Origin of the sequence: Neorhizobium sp. LjRoot104 (assembly GCF_964253725.1) — a bacterium.
In the GTDB taxonomy this organism is placed as follows: domain Bacteria; phylum Pseudomonadota; class Alphaproteobacteria; order Rhizobiales; family Rhizobiaceae; genus Neorhizobium.
In genome coordinates this window covers 3,502,232-3,518,910 of record NZ_CAXURS020000001.1, presented here as the reverse complement: position 1 = coordinate 3,518,910, position 16,679 = coordinate 3,502,232, and the positions used below count along the sequence as shown (strand labels likewise).

Sequence of the window (16,679 nt, the reverse complement as noted above, 5' to 3'; positions counted from 1 at the left end):
GGGCAGACTGCAATGCAACCTTTCAACTTGCAAGCGGGGATCGAGGCGGACGGTTTCGGAGGTCAGGCGGCCTTCGCCACCTGCGGCATCGGTTTCAGCACGTTCATCAGCGCGCCGTAGGGCAGGAGCAGCACGACGCCGACCAGGATCTTGACCACGAGGTCGCCGAGCGCCCAGGAGATCCAGCGCGGGGCTTCTGCCGCAAACGCGCCGAGGAGCGGAGCTGAGGCGATCGCGAAGTCTTCGTTCGGGCCGATGAAGGCGAAAATCGGAGCGAAGGCGAGCGAGAAGAAAAGCAGCGTGTCGAGTGCCGAACCGAGCAGGGAGCCGGCGAGCGGCGCGCGCCACCAGGTCTGGCGGCGGAGCCGATTGAACACGGAGATGTCGAGAAGCTGGCCAACCAGATAGGCGGTGCCCGAGGCGACGGCGATGCGCGGGGCGGAGGCCAGGAACGACAGCGTCACGCCGACGACGAAGCCTGCGAGAACGACGCGTCGGGCAACCGACGGCCCGAACTGCCGGTTGGCGAGATCAGTCACCAGGAAGGCAAAGGGATAGATAAAGGCGCCCCATGTCAGAAGATCGCCAAGCGCGATGCCCCAGAACGTCCCGACGACCGGGAACTGGACCAGAAAGTTCGACGCGACGACCACGGCCGCCATCAGCAGGGCATAGATGAAAGTATAGCGTGAGCTCAGCATTTTTTTATCCTGGGTGATGCCACCAGTTGGAGTTATGAAGGCCAAGAGAAAAGGCCTGGCCGGTATTACCCGTTCAAGCCTTGTTCAAAGCCGGATGATTTGTCGTCGGGCCGATTAAGCCGCAGCAGCGACTTCGGCGGTCTTCTTGACGATCTGGCGGCGCAGCAGGCGGGCGCGCATCGACAGTTCGGTCTCGTCAGACTTCAAGAGGAAGGCATCGAGGCCGCCGCGATGTTCGACGGAGCGCAGGGCGTGCGCCGAAACGCGCAGGCGGTAACGCTGGCCGAGAGCGTCGGAGATCAACGTGACCTGGCACAGGTTCGGCAGGAACCGACGGCGGGTCTTGTTGTTGGCGTGGCTTACGTTGTTGCCGGTCAGAACGCCCTTGCCGGTCAGTTCGCACACACGAGACATGGATACACCTTTGTTCTTCTGCAATCGGATGGTACTTCCAGGCAATGCCCGGCGCGCCGATCCAACTGGTCCTGAGTGGAAAGTTGCGGTTCTATAGTCAGTGGGGCTCGTCGCGTCAAGCCAAAACCTTGGCCCAACCCTAAGAGAATCCGCTGCCAGTGCCGCGAAGCCGCTATTTTCTTGCCATGATGCACCGTCTATATGTCTCCGGGAAGACGCTTTTCGGCGTCCTCATCGGTCAGGGCAGAATCATGAACCTTCGCGGCAGTTTCGTCAGTGCCTTCGTGCTCGTCTTCGGGTTCACGACCGTCCCGCTCGGCTCGGCGGAAATCCGTCATGTCAGCGAGTACGATATCTCGCTCGGAATCCTGCCGATCGCCAAGGCGTCTTTCGCCAGCGAATTCAACAGCAGCGACTACAAGATTACCGGAACGTTCAAATCGGCCGGGATCGTCAATATCATCAGCCGGATTTCCGCCGAGACCAGCGTCAGCGGGCGCATGCAGGCCGACAAGCTGCAGGCCGATCGCTACAACCTCGTCTACAGCGCCGGCCGGCGCACGCGCGTCTACGACGTCGAATACCGCAACGGCAACGTCACCGAGACGACTGTCAAACCCGAGCCGACCCGCAATCCGGAAACCTGGATCCCCGTAACAGACAAGGACCTGCGCGCGGTCCTCGACCCGTTGAGCGGCCTCTTGTTCCCAGGCGACGCCAAGGTCTGCCCCAGCCGGCTGCCGATCTATGACGGTGAGTCGCGCATGGACCTGGTGCTGACCCCGAAGGGCACCAGGCCGTTCTCGACGGACGGTTTCAAGGGTGAGGCGATCGTCTGCTCGATCCGCTACCTTCCCAGATCGGGCTTCCGGCGCGGCCGCAGCGATATCGAGTATTTACGCAAGACGCCGATGGAAATCTGGTTTGCCAAGGCGCAGTCGGTGAATGTATATGCTCCCGTCTATGCCGTCATCCCGACGAGGATGGGGCAGGTTTACGTGACCGCCGTCAAATACGGCGGCTGATGGGGCGCTCGCCTGGGCGTCCAGAGGGCGTTCGGGGGGCAGGAGTGAAAATCCGGGGAACGTTGATCGGTTTTACGGCGATCCTGATGTGGTCGCTGCTGGCCCTGATGACGGCTGCATCCGGAAAAGTGCCGCCTTTCCAGATGAATGCGATGACGTTCGCGATCGGCAGCCTGCCGGGCATCGTGCTTTTCATCGTCAGACCGCAACGGATCGCTTTTCTGAAACAGCCCGCCAAGGTCTGGATCACCGGCATTGGCGGCCTGTTCGGCTATCATTTCCTGTATTTCACCGCACTCCGGAATGCGCCGGCCGTTGAGGCGGGGCTGATCGCCTATCTCTGGCCGCTGTTCATCGTGGTCGGATCGGCGCTGCTGCCGGGCGAGAGGCTGCGCTGGTACCATGTGGCAGGTGCCGTTGCCGGCCTCTGCGGCACGATCGCCATCGTGTCGCGCAACGGGCTTGCCTTCGACGATGCCTATCTCCTGGGTTACGGGGCTGCCTTTCTCTGCGCCTTCACCTGGTCGGGCTATTCGCTGCTGACGCGGCGTTTCGACCGGGTTTCCACCGATGTGGTCACCGGTTTCTGCCTCGGCACATCCCTGCTTTCGCTGATCTGCCATCTGGCGCTCGAGACGACCGTCTGGCCGGCCAATGGCGGCGAGTGGGCGGCGGTCGTCGGGCTTGGCCTGCTGCCGGTCGGCGCGGCCTTCTATGCCTGGGATTACGGCGTCAAGAACGGCGATATCCAGATCATCGGCGCCGCGAGCTACGCGGCGCCATTGCTGTCGACACTGATCCTGGTCGCATCCGGCTTTGCCGAACCGGACTGGCGCATTCTGCTTGCCTGCCTGCTGATCACCGGAGGGGCGGTGCTGGCGGCGCGGGATATGTTCCGGCCGAAGCCGATAACCGAGGCCATTGCCGAATAGGCGTCCCGGATGGGTCGGGGACGTGGGGGAAGATATGGTTCTGTTGCTTTGGGCGGTGCTTGCCGCCTCGATCGCGCTTGCGGTCGGTTATTTCCGCTGGCTCAGAAAGCCTGCCAGTCATCTGCGCACGGTGCTGAAGACCGCGCCGGTCTTGCTGCTGGCGCTTTACGCGGTTCTGGCCGGCGCGCCGGCCCTGCTCATCGTGGCGCTGATATTCGGGGCGTTTGGCGATGCATGCCTCGCCTACGAGGGAGAGGCAGCCTTCATCTCGGGCCTCGCGGCCTTCCTCGCATCGCATCTTGCCTATGCGGCGCTGTTCTGGCCGTCGATGGAACCGAGCCTGCTGGTCGGCTCCGCCTGGCGTTATACGGCGGCCTGGATCTTCGTCGTGCTTACAGGCATGACGCTTTTCATGCTGTGGCGGCCGGCCGGACGACTTGCCATCCCCATCACCGCTTATGGTATCGTCCTCCTCGCTATGGCGCTTTCTGCGCTGGCGGTTAAGCCGGTCCTGCCGGCGGTCGCTGCTGCGCTGTTCGTCATGTCCGATACCGCACTGGCGATCCAGAAATTCCTGGTCAAGCCGGATGCGCCTGTCATGGCGAGGCTGAAGCCATTCGTGTGGGGCACTTACTTCCCGGCACAGCTGATCTTCACATTGGCGATCGCCGGGCTTCCTTCGGCCTAGGCTGACGGCTCCCAGTCGGGCGGCGCCATCTCGAAGCTCGAAAACTGAAAGCCTGGTGCGACCGTGCAGCCCACCAGCGTGAAGCGGCCGAGCGGCTCCGCCGCCTGCCAGGCGTTGGCCGGGACCACGGCCTGCGGCCGTTCGCCTTTGGCAAGGTCCGTTCCGAGCGTCACCTCTCCGACCGTCCTTCCGTCGGAAATCCGCAGCCGCAGCGGATCGCCGGCATGGAAGTGCCAGATCTCCGCCGCATCGCGAACCCTGTGCCAATGGGAGCGCTCGCCGGCTTCCAGCAAGTAGTAGATCGCCGTCGAATGGCCGCGCGTGCCGCCTTCAGCGTCGCGAAACGTCTCGACATACCAGCCACCCTCCGGATGCCGCTGCATTCCGAGCGTGGCGATGATCTCCTCCGGTGTCATTCAGAAATTGTCCTTGCGCTTGCGGATCTCGGCAAACACCTCTTCGTTGGACTTGCTCTCCATCAACAGGTTGCGGCGGATGGCCGGGTCCGATGCACGCAGGAAGGGATTGGTCTCCTTCTCCAGCCCGATCGTCGTCGGAATGGTAAACCGGCCGGCCGCCCGCTGGGTCTCGATCTCGGTCGCGCGCGCCTGCAGACGTTCGTTGTCCGGATCGACGCTCAGAGCGAACTTCGCGTTGGAAAGCGTATATTCGTGACCGAAATAGACGGCGGTTTCATCCGGCAGGACGGCGAGCTTCTGCAGCGAATGCCACATGTCGGCAGCCGGGCGCTCGAACAGCCGGCCGCAGCCGAGAGCAAACAGCGTGTCTGCGGCAAACAGGATCTTGTCGTCCGGGAAATGGTAGCAGATATGGCCGGCGGTGTGGCCGGGGGTCTCGAGAACGCGGACGAGATGCTCGCCGAACTGGAATTCGTCGCCATCCGCCATGGTCCTGTCGAGGCCGGGGATGGCAACCGCCTCGTTGAACGGGCCGATGATCTCCAGCCCGAATTTTTCCTTGAGCGCCAGGTTGGCCTCGACGTGATCGCCATGGTGATGGGTGGTGAAAATATGGGTGAGTTTCCAGCCGCGGCGGGCCGCCGCTTCGAGGATAGGTTTTTCTTCCGGCGCATCGATCGAGGCCGTCAGCCCGCTTTCAGGGTCGTGCACGAGAACGCCGTAATTGTCGCTGCGGCATGAAAAAACTTCGAGTTCCAGTGGTCTCATAACATAACCCCATTGCTGAAAGCGTTTTGCGTCACAATGTAGAGACTGGTCCCTTGAAGTCCAACCACCGTCTGGTACCAAATTACGCATGCACGCCGATATCGTCGATCTCCGCGAATTCTATCACTCGCCCCTCGGCCATCTTGCCGAGCAGTCGATCACGTTCGCGCTCTCCCTGCTCTGGGCAAGGCTGCCGGAAGAGCGGCTGGTCGGCCTCGGTTATGCCGTGCCCTATCTCGATCGCTTTCGCGCCGACACCGAACGCACCTTCGCCTTCATGCCGGCGGGGCAGGGGGCGGTGAACTGGCCGGTCAGCGAACTTTCCTCCACCGCTCTGGTCTTCGACGAAGAACTGCCGCTGCCGGATTCTTCCGTCGATCGCGTGCTGATGGTGCATTCGCTGGAATTTGCCGAAAACCCGCGGGAGACCCTGAAGGAGCTCTGGCGGGTGCTGGCGCCCGGCGGGCGGCTGGTCATCGTCGTGCCTAACCGCCGCGGCGTCTGGGCGCGCATGGAGCACACGCCATTCGGCTCCGGCCGGCCGTATTCGCGTGGCCAGCTCACCTCGCTGTTGCGCGAGACGAATTTCACGCCCGGCGCCAGCGCCGAGGCGCTGTTTTTCCCGCCGTCGAAAATCCGGGCCGTGCTGAGGCTGCGCCACGCCTTCGAGCGGCTGGGCCGGCGCTTCTGGCCCGTGTTTTCAGGCGTCATCGTGCTGGAGGCCCAGAAGCGGCTCTACCAGGGCCTGCCGGTCGCCGCCCGCGCGTCGCGGCGCGTCTTCGTGCCGGTGCTGGCGCCCCAGGGCGTGCCGACGACGCGGACGCGGTGAGCGCCGAATTGCCCCTCATCCGCCTGCCGGCACCTTCTCCCCGCAAGCGGGGGAGAAGGACGCAAGCCGCCCGCTCCTCATTTTTTTTGCTCATACCCTCGGATAGGAGGGAACGAAACGGTGCGTCAGATCCCTTCTCCCCGTCAGAACCGGGAGAAGGTGCCGGCAGGCGGATGAGGGGCATCGCCGTCGCCCGCATCTCTTGTGGGAGTGGCCCCCAAGCACATACTCGACAAAGGCGTTTTTCGGCTTTAATCCCACTGGATACCCGCCGTTTAGGCTTTCCAAAAAGGTTGATCCGATGAGCATCGTCACGAGTGAGCCCGTTCCGCGTCCAGGCATCCTGGATATCGCCGCCTATGTGCCCGGCAAGGAACATGCTCCGGGCGTGGCGCGCGTCTTCAAGCTGTCGTCCAACGAGACGCCGCTCGGCGCCAGCCCGAAGGCGATCGAAGCCTTCAAGCAGGCGGCCGGCCATCTCGAACTCTATCCGGACGGCCAGGCGATCGCGCTGCGCGAGGCGATCGCCTCGGTGCATGGCCTCAATATCGCGAACATCATGTGCGGCAACGGTTCCGACGAATTGCTCGGCCTGCTCTGCCACGTCTATCTCGGCGCCGGCGACGAGGCGATCATCACCGAGCATGGCTTCCTCGTCTACAAGATCCAGATCATGGGCGCCGGCGCCACGGTCGTCGAGGTGAAGGAGAAGGACTGCACCGTCGATGTCGACGCGATCCTCGCCGCCGTCACCGAGAAGACGAAGATGGTGTTCATCGCCAATCCCGGCAATCCGACCGGCACCTATGTCCCGGTCGCCGATATCCGCCGGCTGCATGCAGGCTTGCCGAAGAGCGTCATCCTCGTGCTCGACGCGGCCTATGCGGAATATGTGCGCAAGAACGATTACGAAGCCGGCCTCGAACTGGTGTCCGCCAACAGGAACGTCGTGATGACCCGCACCTTCTCGAAGGTGTATGGCCTTGCGGCGCTGCGGATCGGCTGGATGTACGGCCCGGCCGGCATTCTCGACGCGCTGAACCGCGTGCGCGGTCCGTTCAACATGAACGCTCCGGCGATTGCGGCCGGTGCTGCCGCGATCCGCGACCAGGCTTTTGTCGAAAAGGCTGTCGAGCACAACAATCTCTGGCAGGGCAAGCTCACGCATGCGCTGGAGGCGATCGGCCTCACGGTGACGCCTTCGGTCGCCAATTTCGTGCTGATCCATTTCCCGGATGTCGATGGCAAGCGCGCGCCGGAAGCGGACGCCTTCCTGACGAGCCGCGGTTACATCCTGCGCGCCGTCCGGGGCTACGGCTTCCCGAATGCGCTGCGCATGACGATCGGCTCGGAAGAGGCCAATCGCGGCGTCATCGAGACGCTCGGCGAATTCATGGGCAAAAGCGCATGAGCACGCCGCTTTTCGACAGGATCGCGCTGATCGGCATCGGCCTGATCGGCTCCTCGATCGCCCGCGACGTCAAGGAACTGGGCCTTGCCGGCGAGGTGGTGATTTCCACGCGCAGTGCTGAAACGCTCAAGCGAGCCGAGGAGCTGGCGCTCGGCACCCATTACACCGCATCCGCGGCGGATGCGGTGAAGGATGCCGATCTCGTCATCGTCTCGGTACCGGTCGGCGCATCGGAGGCGGTTGCGAAACAGATCGCCGGCAGCCTCAAGCCCGGCGCCATCGTTACCGATGTCGGTTCCACCAAGGCCTCCGTCATCGCGCAGATGGCTCCGCATATCCCGCAAGGCGTGCATTTCATTCCTGGCCATCCGTTGGCGGGCACGGAAAAATCCGGCCCGGATGCGGGTTTCGTCGGCCTGTTCCGGGATCGCTGGTGCATCTTCACGCCGCTGCCGGATACGGATCCGGTGGCACTCGACAGGCTGAAATCCTTCTGGATGGCGCTCGGCTCGCGGATCGACGAGATGGACCCGCAGCACCATGACAAGGTCCTGGCGATCGTTTCCCACCTGCCGCATATCATCGCCTACAACATTGTCGGCACGGCGGACGATCTGGAAACGGTGACCGACGCGGAAGTGATCAAATATTCCGCCTCCGGTTTTCGCGATTTCACCCGCCTTGCCGCATCAGATCCCACCATGTGGCGGGACGTCTGCCTGCACAACAAGGACGCGATCCTGGAAATGCTGGCCCGGTTTTCGGAGGACCTCGCCTATCTGCAGCGGGCGATCCGCTGGGGTGAGGGCGACAAGCTGTTCGAACTTTTCACCCGCACCCGCGCCATCCGCCGTTCGATCGTCCAGGCCGGCCAGGACGTCGATGCGCCCGACTTCGGCCGCCACTCGCTCGACGTCAAGAAGTGATATCGGGATGTGACCCGGTCAGATCGGCGGGATTTCGCCGATCTGGATGAAGCCGCCGGCAAACACCTTGCCGCGGTTGATGGTGACGTCGAGCGATGCGCTCTTGCCGCGGCCGAGTGCCGAAAGCATGTTGGCGGCGGTCTTCAGCGTCGGTGCGATCTTCGGAAAGGCTTGGGCCAGGCTGTCGCGCCAGGCATCGATCTGTTCGACCCGAAGCTTCAGCTTGCCCGAAAGATAACCCTGCTGGTCGAACGAGAAGGGGCCGGACACGGTGATCAGCTTGCCGTCGCCGAGATCGGCCGAAAGGCTGCGCATCTGGCCCTCGGTGCCATAGAGGGCGGTGCCGTTCGGATCGCTGCCGTCGATGATCCCGGCGCGGCCGGTCAGCGTCACGTCGAGATTGGCGGTGAACCGCGGCAGGAGTTGCGGCAGGTCCTTCATCACCATGTCGGTGTTTTCGAGCGTCACTGCCGCGTCGAGATCGCTGCCGTTCTGTCGGAGGTGGATTTCCGTGTGGCCGGCGCTGACATTGAAGGCCTGGCCGGTCGCCGACGACAGGATGTTCGTTTTCGCGTTCTCGATTACCGTCGAGGTGCGCTCCACACCGCGAAACCGGGTGATCAGGCTCGACTGGAAATTTTCCCAGGTGGTCGAGACCGAAAGTCCGTGGCCGGTGCGGATCTCGACCGGCGAATCGAGTTCCCAGACGATATGGCCGGGATTGTAGACCTGGGCGGCGGAGCGCAGCGATCCAAACATCGCGGAAATGCCGTTGGTGCGGTCGTCGACCGCGACTTTCGAGCAGAACAGGCCGATCCGGAAGGGATAACCGCGATAGTCCGCGTCAGTGCATTCGGCCGAGATGCCGCGGGTTTCCTGGCTGCCGAGCAGGGCCAGCGTCCGTTCCTTCAGGAGCGAGGCGGCATAGAACCAGCCGGCGGTGTAAAATGCGATCACCAGCACGACCCCGGAGGCGAGTAGCCATAATTTGCCGCTGACGCCAGTTCGGCTTGACGCTGCCATGATGTTCTCCAATGGTGCTGAAAACTTGGGGCGGGATGCTTCAATTGGAATGGTGTGGCGCGGGATATGGACGAATTTTGGGTGTTTGGCTACGGGTCCCTGATGTGGAACCCGGGTTTTGAGTTTGCGGAGAGACTGCCTGCCCGTGCTTTCGGCTTCCATCGCTCCCTTTGCGTCTGGTCTCATGTGCATCGTGGCACGCCGGATCAGCCGGGCCTCGTCCTCGGTCTCGACCGCGGCGGCTCATGCCGCGGCGTCGCCTTCCGGGTGAGCGGGGCGAATCAGGCGGATGTGCTGGATTATCTGCGCCGCCGCGAACTGGTCACCAATGTCTATCTGGAACGGGTCCTGCCCGTGGCGCTCGGCGACGGGCGGCAGGTCAGGGCGGTCGGCTATATAGTCGATCGCAGCCATGTCCAGTATGCCGGCGCGTTGGAGACCGAACAGGCGGCGGAGATCGTCCGCGTCTCGGTCGGCCAGTCGGGGCCGAACGATGCCTATGTGTTCAATACGCTGGAGCACCTGAAGGACATGGGCATCCGCGATCACTGGCTGGAAGGCGTCGGCGCGGCCGTGGCCGGCGCTCAGGCCGCCGTCTGAGCCCTCAGTTCCGCAAGCCGTTTCACTGCGGAAGGCGGCAGCGGAATATGCGGATTGGCTTCCACCGTCTCGACCAGCAGTCTGTCGCTCTCCCGTTCCAGCGTTTCGACCAGATGGGCGTAAAAGGCATCCGGGTCCATGCCGGGCGCGATCGGCGGAAGGATGCGGACCTTGAAATGGCCGGGATATTTGATGAGCTTGCGGCGGCCCCAGAACAGGCCCCAATGGGCGACGACAGGCACGACGGGCACCTCTACGTCGCGATAGATGCGGGCGATGCCGTAGCGGTATTGCGGCTCGGCGCCCGGCGGCCGGCGCGTGCCTTCGGGGTAGATGATCAACTGTCGGTTGTTGGCCATCTCCTCCTTCGTCCGGTTCATGACATCGACCATGACCTTGCCGCGGGCGCCGCGGTTGACCGGGATCATCTTCTGCTTGGCGGCGTACCAGCCGAACAGCGGGATCCACATCAACTCCCGCTTGAGGATATAGACCGGGTCCCGCTGCCAGGGCAGCAATGCAACGGTATCCCAGGCGGACTGGTGCTTGGGCGCAAAGATGCAGCCGCCCTCCGGCACGTTTTCCAGGCCCTCGATCTCGAACGTGGCGCCGACGATCTTCGCCATCAGCCAGTTGCAGGAGGCGGCCCAGGCTTTCGGAATCCGGTATGCCGCCTTGCGCGGCATCAGGAAATAGACCGGGCTCAGCACGATCATGCGGACGATCAGGTTTGTGTAGAAGGCGATATTGAAAAGAACCGAACGCACCAGCAGCATGAAAGGCTTCCTCTTGGACAGGCGTTGCCTACACGAGATCGCACCGCGAAAAAAGCGCCGTGGCGCCGCATGGAGGGAAAACTGTCAAGGCGCGGGCCTTGAGGCGGGTTTCGGCGGATCCTCGTTGCGCAGTCCGGTGCCGCGCTCGATGCCGAACCAGTCGCGGCAGGTGGCCAGCACGACCTTGCCGTATTCCGAAAGCATGGTGCGTACCACGTCCGGCTCGGTGAACCAGGCTTTCCGGGTGAGATCGGAACTGACCACGGGATAGGGAATGAACTCCGTCACCGGATCGGCAAGGCGCAGCTCGTGCAGGCTGCGCAGCATGTGATAGTTGTTGGTGACGACCAGCACGGACCTGTATCCGTGGTCATGGATCCAGCGGGTGATCTCGCTGGCGTTGCCGATCGTGTCGATCGCATCGTAGCCGATATCGACGCAGCAGGCGAAGAGGTCGGGTGAAGCCTGCGTGACCTTGCGGATCTGTGTCGGGCTGGTAGACGGATGTGCGCCCGAGATCAGCAGCCGCTGGCCGGCGCCGTCCCGCAGCAGCCCGAGCGCCTGTTCGATCCGCAGATAACCGCCGGTCAGGACGACGATCGCATCGGCCTTGACCCCGTCAGGTGCCTTCAGCGACGTGACGGCATTCGCAAACCATAAAAAACCGCCGAAAAGCAGGGCCAAGCCGAGCATGCAGGCCATGATGATACGGCGCGCGGCCCACCGCAGCCGGCTGTCGCGCGAAAATACGCCGCCGAACCGCCGCCGCGGGTGGCGCTCCGTTCCATTTTCGGGTGTGGTCGGGGCCGGGGTCATGACTGTCCATAGCCGGAGATTCGTGGCGAGAACAGGGCCAACCTATAGAGGGATCGGACCCGATTCAAGAAGCTGACAATCCATCGGAACGCGCCGGGTCGGAACGGATCAGGTCGATCTCGTCGATCGTGCGCATGACCGTGAACCGCGCCGTCAGCGTCGTCAGCAGGGCGATCACGATCATCGTCGCGAAGATGCCGAGATAGCCGCCCATGCCGATGGTGAAGGAGCCGAAGAGAGCGGTCGCCTGGTCGCTTTCCGGCGTCGCCAGCGAATTGGCCTGCCACATGTTGGCGATGGCGAATATCGCGGCAGCAAGCGCACCGCCGGCGGCCGATCCCTTGATGCTGATCTTCAGGAAATGTTTCTGGAATTCGCCGGCTACGAAAGAGCTCTCGGCGCCGACGAAATGCAGCACCTCGACGATGTGGCGGTTGCCGGACAGCGCGCCGCGTGTCGCAAAGATCACCGTCAGGATCATCGCCGTGAAGACGAGAACAAGGACGCCCATGCCGATCAGCACCGTGGTGTGGGCCATCGACACCAGGCGGTCCACCCAGGTGCGGTGGTCGTCGAGGAAAGCCTGCGGGATTTCCGTCTTCAGGAGATCCCGCATTCCGGCGAAGTCGGGCGGGTTCTGCTCGTCGATGGTGATGATGACGAGGCGCGGCACGGGCAGGTCGGCGAGGTTCAGCCCGGTGCCGAGCCATGGCTCCAGAAGCCTTGCGGTCGCGCTTTCGTCCATGATCGTGCCCTCGCGGGTGCCGACGAAGGTGAGCGCCAGGTCGCGGGCCTTCTTGAGCGCCGCATCCATGTCGAGCCCGTCGTCTGGTTTGATCTGGATGGTGATCTCGCGGGAGATCTGGCTCTGCCAGCTCGATGCCGTCGCCCTCACCATGCTGACCGCCCCGAGCGTCAGGCAGGCGAGGAAGGCCATGATGGCGATCACCACCATCAGCGCATTGCCCTGGATGTTGGAGGGCGGCAGGATCGGCGCGGTCGGCCGCACCCGCATCTCGACGCGGCGTGCCGGCTTCTGGCCGGCCGGCGGAGCCTGCTGCTCGCTTGCGGGCTTCTGCGATTGGGCGCTCTTCGGGCGGCTCAGCTCATTCATAGATGTCGAGCCGCCCTTCGGTGAGGATCATCCGCCTGGCATCCACCTGGTCCATCAGCGCCAGGTCGTGGGTGGCGATGACGACGGCGGTGCCGAGCCGGTTGAGTTCGAGGAAGAGATTGAGGAGCCGGCGCGCCATCGGCGGATCGACATTGCCGGTCGGTTCGTCGGCAAGCAGGATTTCCGGCTGGTCCATCAGCGCGCGGGCAATCGCGGCACGCTGCTTCTCACCGCCCGAGAGGACGGCCGGCAGGACGTTGATGCGTTCGCCGAGCCCGACCCATTTCAGGAGCTCGATGACGTCGTTGCGATAGGAGCTCTCCTCCTTGCCGCGCACGCGCAGCGGCAGCGCGACATTCTCATAGGTCGTCAGGTGGTCGAGGAGGCGGAAATCCTGGAAGACGATGCCGACCCGGCGGCGCAGCATCGGCAGTTCGGCGCGGGGGATCTGCGACAGGTCGCGGCCGAACATGTGGATGATGCCGCGGGTCGGGTGCAGCGACATGAACAGAAGGCGCAGGAGAGTGGTCTTCCCAGCGCCCGAAGGGCCCGTGAGGAACTGGAATGAGCGCTTGGGGATGTCGAAGGTCATATCCCGCAGGATCTCCGGACCCATCCCATAGCGCAGACCAACGTTTTCGAAATGAATCAACGGATGACCCGGTCCTTGCTCTTTCGACTCTCTGGTGCCCGTCTATCTCTTAACGACCCGGGTAAACGAACGGTAAATCACGCGCGGAAAAGGGCTAATTTCAGGCCGTATTTGCGAAGCGTTAACCATTTCAATTTACGACTGAGCAGGATTCGATTCAATGCCCGCCATCCCGAACAAAGGGGAAAACGGGCCGAAGAGGGCCCCATGAGCACATTTGGCAGCCATCAGGGCAAGACAGTCATTCGGATGGACATCCTGCCGCCGGAACCTGCCGCACGCACCACAAGGGTGAACCAGCGGCGCGGGGAGGTGGTCGATGCCCAGTTCGTGCCGGTTCGCGAGACTTTCCGCCGCGGCCCGACGCCGCGCTCGCACAACGATAACCGAACCCGCCCGACCGCCACGGTCCAGGCGCCGTCGTTTGCGGAGCAAACCCTTGCCCGCATAGAGCGCGGCCTGATGCGTCTTTCCGCCGATTTCTTCTCGGCGGTGGTAGCGATCGTGTTCGTTACGGTCTTCAGCCTCGCAGGCGGCTTCACCTTCCTGTTTGCCGGCTCGGCAACGGCAGAGACAGGGCCGACCCTCGACATCACCCATGTCACCATGACCCCGCAGGATGCCAATGGCATGCGCGTGCTGTTGATCAACGGCATCGTCGAGAACCGCGGCGGTGACAACCGCGCCATGCCGCAGATCCGCGCCGACCTGATGTCCGGCCAGGCGCTGGTTGCGACGACGCTGATCTCGCCGCCCGCATCGTCCATCGAAGGCGGCCAGAGCCGCGGCTTCTCGGCGCGCGTGCCCCACCCCGGTGGAAAACTGCCCGATCTGCGGCTTTCCTTCGCCGAACGGGGCGCCTAGAGCTTTCTCTTGTCTGCGTGATTGTGGTATCGCGGTTTTTTACGGACACGCAGGAGAACCTCATGCCCGTCGTACGCGGCAAAATCATCGAGCCGCTTTATACCGCTGAACAGATCGCCGAGCGCAACCATGCGATCGCGGCGCAGATCGCCACGGGGCCGACCAAGGATCTGTTGGTCATCGCCATCCTCAAGGGCTCTTTCATCTTCGCCGCCGACCTGTTGCGGGCGCTGCATGACGTGGGGCTTGCACCGGAAGTCGAGTTCGTGACGCTGTCGAGTTACGGCGCAGGAACCGTTTCGCAAGGGGTGCGCATCGTCAAGGATATCGACAGCGACGTGAAGGATCGCGACGTGCTGTTGATCGACGACATTCTCGAATCCGGCCGGACGCTGAAATTCGCCAAGGAAATGCTCTATGAGCGCGGCGCCCGCAACGTCTCGATCGCCGTGCTGCTCGACAAGCGCGTCAAGCGCCAGGAAGATCTCGAGGCGGACTACGTCGGTTTCGAATGCCCGGATTACTTCGTCGTCGGCTACGGCATGGACGTTGCCTACGCTTTCCGCGAGCTGCCTTTCGTCGGTGTCGTGACCGGAGACGCCTGACCGTTTTGCCTGGCTGGGTGAGACGAGGTGTTAACCATGTCGGTCCGCAATGGGCCGGCGTTTACTCCTCGACAAGAAAACTCTGTTGATTTGCGTCCCATACGAACAAAACACGGGAGCGATCACCGCCATGGCAAAAATCCTGATTACCGAGGACGAGGATTCGCTTCGCATGTTCGTTGCGCGGGCGCTTCGTCTCGATGGTCATGAGACCCATGAGGCGGGAGATGGCGCCGAAGGCCTGGAAAAGCTGAACGAAGGGCCTTTCGACCTGCTTCTGTCCGACATCCGCATGCCGGTCATGGACGGGATCGAACTGGTGCATCAGGCTTCCGCGAAATTCCCGGATCTGAAGATCCTGCTGATGACCGGTTATGCCGAGCAGCGGGAGCGCGCCGACGATCTCGCGACCAAGATCATCGACGTGGTGCAGAAGCCGTTCGCGCTTCCCGATATCCGCCGGGCCGTCGCCTCGGCGCTGGCCATCGAAAGCCCGCGAGCGGCCTGACGGTGCTTCACACCTGCCAGGCCTGGGCGCTCCATTGGGGCTCGAGCACGGGCCTGGTGATGTTTCCGGCATAGTTCGCCATGACGGACACCGCCGTGCCGGCAATCACTTCGAGCAGCTGATCCGGCCCGAAACCCGCCGCGTGAAATGCCGCAATATCGACATCGCTGATATGCCCGCGCTTCTCGATAAGGGCACGGGCGAAAGCGGAAAGTGCCGCGAGTTCGCCATCCTGCGGCAGCCGGCCGGCGCGGATCGCCTGCACATCCGCCTCCGCAACGCCTTCGTCCAGCGCCATCGCCGAATGGAAGGCCACGGCCCAGGTGCAGGCATTGGTTACCGCATTGGTGAGCAGCAGCGTCTGTTTCTGCCGGTCGCTGAAACCGCTGTTGTGAAAATTGCCGAACGCGCCGACGAAGCCGTTGATGAGCGTCGGCGATTCAGCCATCGTCGCGGCGAGATTGGGGAGCGCGCCGATCGCCTTCATCAAAACCCGTATGGCGGCTTTCGAATCTTCGGGGGCGGTCTCGACCGTATGGATCTGGTAATGGTGCATGGGTATCCCGTTCGTGGTGAATGCCTGGGCGGTTGCCAGGCCGGGTGGACCATCGGCCATCAGTCTTCCGGCCTCAATTCTCTCCCGGGTAAGTTTTGGCGCTTAGTCCGGCCGTCGGGCTTTCAGAGACTTTGCGGTCGGCACTTACCTGCGGGATAATTGACGCCCCGGGCGGCGCGGTCATAGGTGGGACATGACTTTCATTCAACACTCTCCTTTTCCCAAGGCAGGCGCGCCAATCGGCCCGCTCCTCCAGTACTGGCGCAAGACCCGCAATCTCAGCCAACTGGGGCTGGCGCATGAGGCGGATGTCTCTCCGCGTCATATCTGCTTCGTCGAGACCGGCCGCGCCAAGCCCAGCCGCGAGATGGTGCTGCTGCTGTGCGACGTGCTGGACGTGCCCCTGCGCGAACGCAACGGCTTGCTGCTGGCCGCCGGTTTTGCGCCGGTCTATGCGGAGACGCCGCTGGAGGCGCCGGAACTCGAGGCGGTGCAATCGGCGCTGTTTGCCATCCTGCGCCAGCAGGAACCGTTTCCCGCCGTGTTGATGAACCGCTCGTGGGATGTCAGCCAGAGCAATGATGCCGCCCGGCGTTTCTTCGGGCTGCTGCTCGGGGAAAAGGTGAAGAACGGTCCGGCCAATATTATCCGCATGATGTTCAGCCCCAGCGGTCTGCGTCCGTTCGTGACCAATTGGGAGGCCGTGGCCGATTCGCTGCTGCAACGGCTGCGCCGGGAGACGGTCGGCGGCGTGATCGATCCGGCGACCGCGGGTCTGCTGGACGAGGTGCTGAACTATGCCGATGTCCCGAAGCGCCTGCGGCTGAGCGATCCCGATAGGCCGATGCTGCCGGTGATTCCCGTGTGTTTTTCGAAGGACGGCCAGGCTTTCAATTTCTTCTCGACCGTCACGACGCTCGGAACGCCGCAGGACGTGATGCTTCAGGAAATGCGGATCGAATGCTTTTTCCCGGCGGATGCGGAGACTGAAGCCCGGGCGCGGGCCTTGCAATAGCGACAGGCCCTGCTGCTTCGGCCCGGGTTATCGAGAA

Annotated in this window: 21 protein-coding genes; 11 read left to right on the top strand and 10 right to left on the bottom strand. The window is 63.2% G+C overall.

What is annotated here, in order from left to right; all coding sequences use genetic code 11:
- Positions 1-62: 62 nt before the first annotated feature.
- Positions 63-701: a queuosine precursor transporter gene (locus ACSQ8R_RS17430; protein WP_436254539.1), complete on the bottom strand. Its 639-nt coding sequence runs from the start codon at positions 699-701 to the stop codon at positions 63-65.
- A 114-nt stretch (positions 702-815) separates the two neighbouring features.
- The gene (gene rpmB, locus ACSQ8R_RS17425; RefSeq protein ID WP_151044732.1) at positions 816-1,115 is read right to left on the bottom strand and encodes a 50S ribosomal protein L28; all 300 of its coding nucleotides are present in this window, start codon (positions 1,113-1,115) and stop codon (positions 816-818) included.
- Positions 1,116-1,366: 251 nt separating this feature from the next.
- Between rpmB and ACSQ8R_RS17420 the strand changes: the two genes are divergently transcribed.
- The 3 genes from ACSQ8R_RS17420 to ACSQ8R_RS17410 are packed head-to-tail and all read left to right on the top strand — an operon-like array spanning position 1,367 to position 3,760.
- Positions 1,367-2,140: a DUF3108 domain-containing protein gene (locus tag ACSQ8R_RS17420; RefSeq protein WP_436254538.1), complete on the top strand. Its 774-nt coding sequence runs from the start codon at positions 1,367-1,369 to the stop codon at positions 2,138-2,140.
- A gap of 44 nt (positions 2,141-2,184) precedes the next feature.
- Positions 2,185-3,072 carry an aromatic amino acid exporter YddG gene (yddG, locus tag ACSQ8R_RS17415; protein ID WP_436254537.1) on the top strand — a complete coding sequence of 296 codons (888 nt, stop codon included), beginning with the start codon at positions 2,185-2,187 and terminating at the stop codon, positions 3,070-3,072.
- Positions 3,073-3,106: 34 nt separating this feature from the next.
- Positions 3,107-3,760, top strand: a complete 654-nt coding sequence (locus ACSQ8R_RS17410; RefSeq protein WP_436254536.1) for a lysoplasmalogenase family protein — start codon at positions 3,107-3,109, stop codon at positions 3,758-3,760.
- Here ACSQ8R_RS17410 and ACSQ8R_RS17405 read toward each other — a convergent pair.
- Complete coding sequence (locus ACSQ8R_RS17405) at positions 3,757-4,176, bottom strand: cupin domain-containing protein (protein ID WP_436254535.1); 420 nt, start codon at positions 4,174-4,176, stop codon at positions 3,757-3,759. The two genes, ACSQ8R_RS17410 and ACSQ8R_RS17405, sit on opposite strands and share 4 nt — an antisense overlap.
- The gene (gloB, locus tag ACSQ8R_RS17400; RefSeq protein WP_436254534.1) at positions 4,177-4,947 is read right to left on the bottom strand and encodes a hydroxyacylglutathione hydrolase; all 771 of its coding nucleotides are present in this window, start codon (positions 4,945-4,947) and stop codon (positions 4,177-4,179) included.
- A gap of 88 nt (positions 4,948-5,035) precedes the next feature.
- Between gloB and ACSQ8R_RS17395 the strand changes: the two genes are divergently transcribed.
- The 3 genes from ACSQ8R_RS17395 to ACSQ8R_RS17385 all read left to right on the top strand — a co-directional run bounded on the left by ACSQ8R_RS17395 (position 5,036) and on the right by ACSQ8R_RS17385 (position 8,113).
- Positions 5,036-5,776, top strand: a complete 741-nt coding sequence (locus tag ACSQ8R_RS17395; RefSeq protein WP_436254533.1) for a class I SAM-dependent methyltransferase — start codon at positions 5,036-5,038, stop codon at positions 5,774-5,776.
- A 301-nt stretch (positions 5,777-6,077) separates the two neighbouring features.
- Positions 6,078-7,187, top strand: coding sequence for a histidinol-phosphate transaminase (gene hisC / locus ACSQ8R_RS17390; RefSeq protein ID WP_436254532.1), 1,110 nt, complete (start codon positions 6,078-6,080; stop codon positions 7,185-7,187).
- A complete protein-coding gene (locus ACSQ8R_RS17385) occupies positions 7,184-8,113 on the top strand; it encodes a prephenate/arogenate dehydrogenase family protein (protein WP_436254531.1) in 930 nt (309 codons plus the stop codon). The genes hisC and ACSQ8R_RS17385 overlap by 4 nt, the downstream gene beginning before the upstream one ends.
- A gap of 18 nt (positions 8,114-8,131) precedes the next feature.
- On the opposite strand, the gene ACSQ8R_RS17380 is transcribed toward ACSQ8R_RS17385, so the two are convergent.
- Positions 8,132-9,136, bottom strand: coding sequence for a DUF2125 domain-containing protein (locus ACSQ8R_RS17380; RefSeq protein WP_436254530.1), 1,005 nt, complete (start codon positions 9,134-9,136; stop codon positions 8,132-8,134).
- A 54-nt stretch (positions 9,137-9,190) separates the two neighbouring features.
- Between ACSQ8R_RS17380 and ACSQ8R_RS17375 the strand changes: the two genes are divergently transcribed.
- On the top strand, positions 9,191-9,736 hold the full coding sequence (locus ACSQ8R_RS17375; RefSeq protein ID WP_436254529.1) for a gamma-glutamylcyclotransferase: 546 nt from the start codon (positions 9,191-9,193) through the stop codon (positions 9,734-9,736).
- Here the strand turns inward: ACSQ8R_RS17375 and ACSQ8R_RS17370 are convergent.
- The 4 genes from ACSQ8R_RS17370 to ftsE all read right to left on the bottom strand — a co-directional run bounded on the left by ACSQ8R_RS17370 (position 9,721) and on the right by ftsE (position 13,094).
- A complete protein-coding gene (locus ACSQ8R_RS17370; protein ID WP_436254528.1) occupies positions 9,721-10,512 on the bottom strand; it encodes a lysophospholipid acyltransferase family protein in 792 nt (263 codons plus the stop codon). The two genes, ACSQ8R_RS17375 and ACSQ8R_RS17370, sit on opposite strands and share 16 nt — an antisense overlap.
- Positions 10,513-10,596: 84 nt before the next feature.
- Positions 10,597-11,328, bottom strand: a complete 732-nt coding sequence (locus ACSQ8R_RS17365) for a YdcF family protein (RefSeq protein WP_436254527.1) — start codon at positions 11,326-11,328, stop codon at positions 10,597-10,599.
- Positions 11,329-11,392: 64 nt separating this feature from the next.
- Entirely contained in the window at positions 11,393-12,343 is a 951-nt protein-coding gene (locus ACSQ8R_RS17360) for a cell division protein FtsX (protein ID WP_436255507.1), read from the bottom strand.
- A 91-nt stretch (positions 12,344-12,434) separates the two neighbouring features.
- Complete coding sequence (gene ftsE, locus ACSQ8R_RS17355) at positions 12,435-13,094, bottom strand: cell division ATP-binding protein FtsE (protein ID WP_007770735.1); 660 nt, start codon at positions 13,092-13,094, stop codon at positions 12,435-12,437.
- 207 nt (positions 13,095-13,301) lie between these two features.
- Between ftsE and ACSQ8R_RS17350 the strand changes: the two genes are divergently transcribed.
- From ACSQ8R_RS17350 to ACSQ8R_RS17340, 3 genes are all read left to right on the top strand, one after another.
- On the top strand, positions 13,302-13,958 hold the full coding sequence (locus ACSQ8R_RS17350; protein WP_436254526.1) for a hypothetical protein: 657 nt from the start codon (positions 13,302-13,304) through the stop codon (positions 13,956-13,958).
- A gap of 62 nt (positions 13,959-14,020) precedes the next feature.
- Positions 14,021-14,563, top strand: a complete 543-nt coding sequence (gene hpt / locus ACSQ8R_RS17345) for a hypoxanthine phosphoribosyltransferase (protein WP_007770732.1) — start codon at positions 14,021-14,023, stop codon at positions 14,561-14,563.
- Between the two features lie 130 nt (positions 14,564-14,693).
- Positions 14,694-15,071 carry a response regulator gene (locus tag ACSQ8R_RS17340; protein ID WP_436254525.1) on the top strand — a complete coding sequence of 126 codons (378 nt, stop codon included), beginning with the start codon at positions 14,694-14,696 and terminating at the stop codon, positions 15,069-15,071.
- Between the two features lie 7 nt (positions 15,072-15,078).
- On the opposite strand, the gene ACSQ8R_RS17335 is transcribed toward ACSQ8R_RS17340, so the two are convergent.
- Complete coding sequence (locus ACSQ8R_RS17335; protein ID WP_436254524.1) at positions 15,079-15,687, bottom strand: carboxymuconolactone decarboxylase family protein; 609 nt, start codon at positions 15,685-15,687, stop codon at positions 15,079-15,081.
- Positions 15,688-15,820: 133 nt separating this feature from the next.
- Between ACSQ8R_RS17335 and ACSQ8R_RS17330 the strand changes: the two genes are divergently transcribed.
- A complete protein-coding gene (locus tag ACSQ8R_RS17330) occupies positions 15,821-16,642 on the top strand; it encodes a helix-turn-helix domain-containing protein (RefSeq protein ID WP_436254523.1) in 822 nt (273 codons plus the stop codon).
- Positions 16,643-16,679: the final 37 nt, after the last annotated feature.

Coding starts and splice junctions, on each gene's coding strand:
- ACSQ8R_RS17430 (WP_436254539.1), bottom strand. CDS start 701: ATGCTGAGCTCACGCTATACTTTCATCTATGCCCTGCTGATGGCGGCC.
- rpmB (WP_151044732.1), bottom strand. CDS start 1,115: ATGTCTCGTGTGTGCGAACTGACCGGCAAGGGCGTTCTGACCGGCAAC.
- ACSQ8R_RS17420 (WP_436254538.1), top strand. CDS start 1,367: ATGAACCTTCGCGGCAGTTTCGTCAGTGCCTTCGTGCTCGTCTTCGGG.
- ACSQ8R_RS17410 (WP_436254536.1), top strand. CDS start 3,107: ATGGTTCTGTTGCTTTGGGCGGTGCTTGCCGCCTCGATCGCGCTTGCG.
- ACSQ8R_RS17405 (WP_436254535.1), bottom strand. CDS start 4,176: ATGACACCGGAGGAGATCATCGCCACGCTCGGAATGCAGCGGCATCCG.
- gloB (WP_436254534.1), bottom strand. CDS start 4,947: ATGAGACCACTGGAACTCGAAGTTTTTTCATGCCGCAGCGACAATTAC.
- ACSQ8R_RS17395 (WP_436254533.1), top strand. CDS start 5,036: ATGCACGCCGATATCGTCGATCTCCGCGAATTCTATCACTCGCCCCTC.
- hisC (WP_436254532.1), top strand. CDS start 6,078: ATGAGCATCGTCACGAGTGAGCCCGTTCCGCGTCCAGGCATCCTGGAT.
- ACSQ8R_RS17385 (WP_436254531.1), top strand. CDS start 7,184: ATGAGCACGCCGCTTTTCGACAGGATCGCGCTGATCGGCATCGGCCTG.
- ACSQ8R_RS17380 (WP_436254530.1), bottom strand. CDS start 9,136: ATGGCAGCGTCAAGCCGAACTGGCGTCAGCGGCAAATTATGGCTACTC.
- ACSQ8R_RS17370 (WP_436254528.1), bottom strand. CDS start 10,512: ATGCTGCTGGTGCGTTCGGTTCTTTTCAATATCGCCTTCTACACAAAC.
- ACSQ8R_RS17365 (WP_436254527.1), bottom strand. CDS start 11,328: ATGACCCCGGCCCCGACCACACCCGAAAATGGAACGGAGCGCCACCCG.
- ACSQ8R_RS17360 (WP_436255507.1), bottom strand. CDS start 12,343: ATGCGGGTGCGGCCGACCGCGCCGATCCTGCCGCCCTCCAACATCCAG.
- ACSQ8R_RS17350 (WP_436254526.1), top strand. CDS start 13,302: ATGAGCACATTTGGCAGCCATCAGGGCAAGACAGTCATTCGGATGGAC.
- hpt (WP_007770732.1), top strand. CDS start 14,021: ATGCCCGTCGTACGCGGCAAAATCATCGAGCCGCTTTATACCGCTGAA.
- ACSQ8R_RS17340 (WP_436254525.1), top strand. CDS start 14,694: ATGGCAAAAATCCTGATTACCGAGGACGAGGATTCGCTTCGCATGTTC.
- ACSQ8R_RS17335 (WP_436254524.1), bottom strand. CDS start 15,687: ATGGCCGATGGTCCACCCGGCCTGGCAACCGCCCAGGCATTCACCACG.
- ACSQ8R_RS17330 (WP_436254523.1), top strand. CDS start 15,821: ATGACTTTCATTCAACACTCTCCTTTTCCCAAGGCAGGCGCGCCAATC.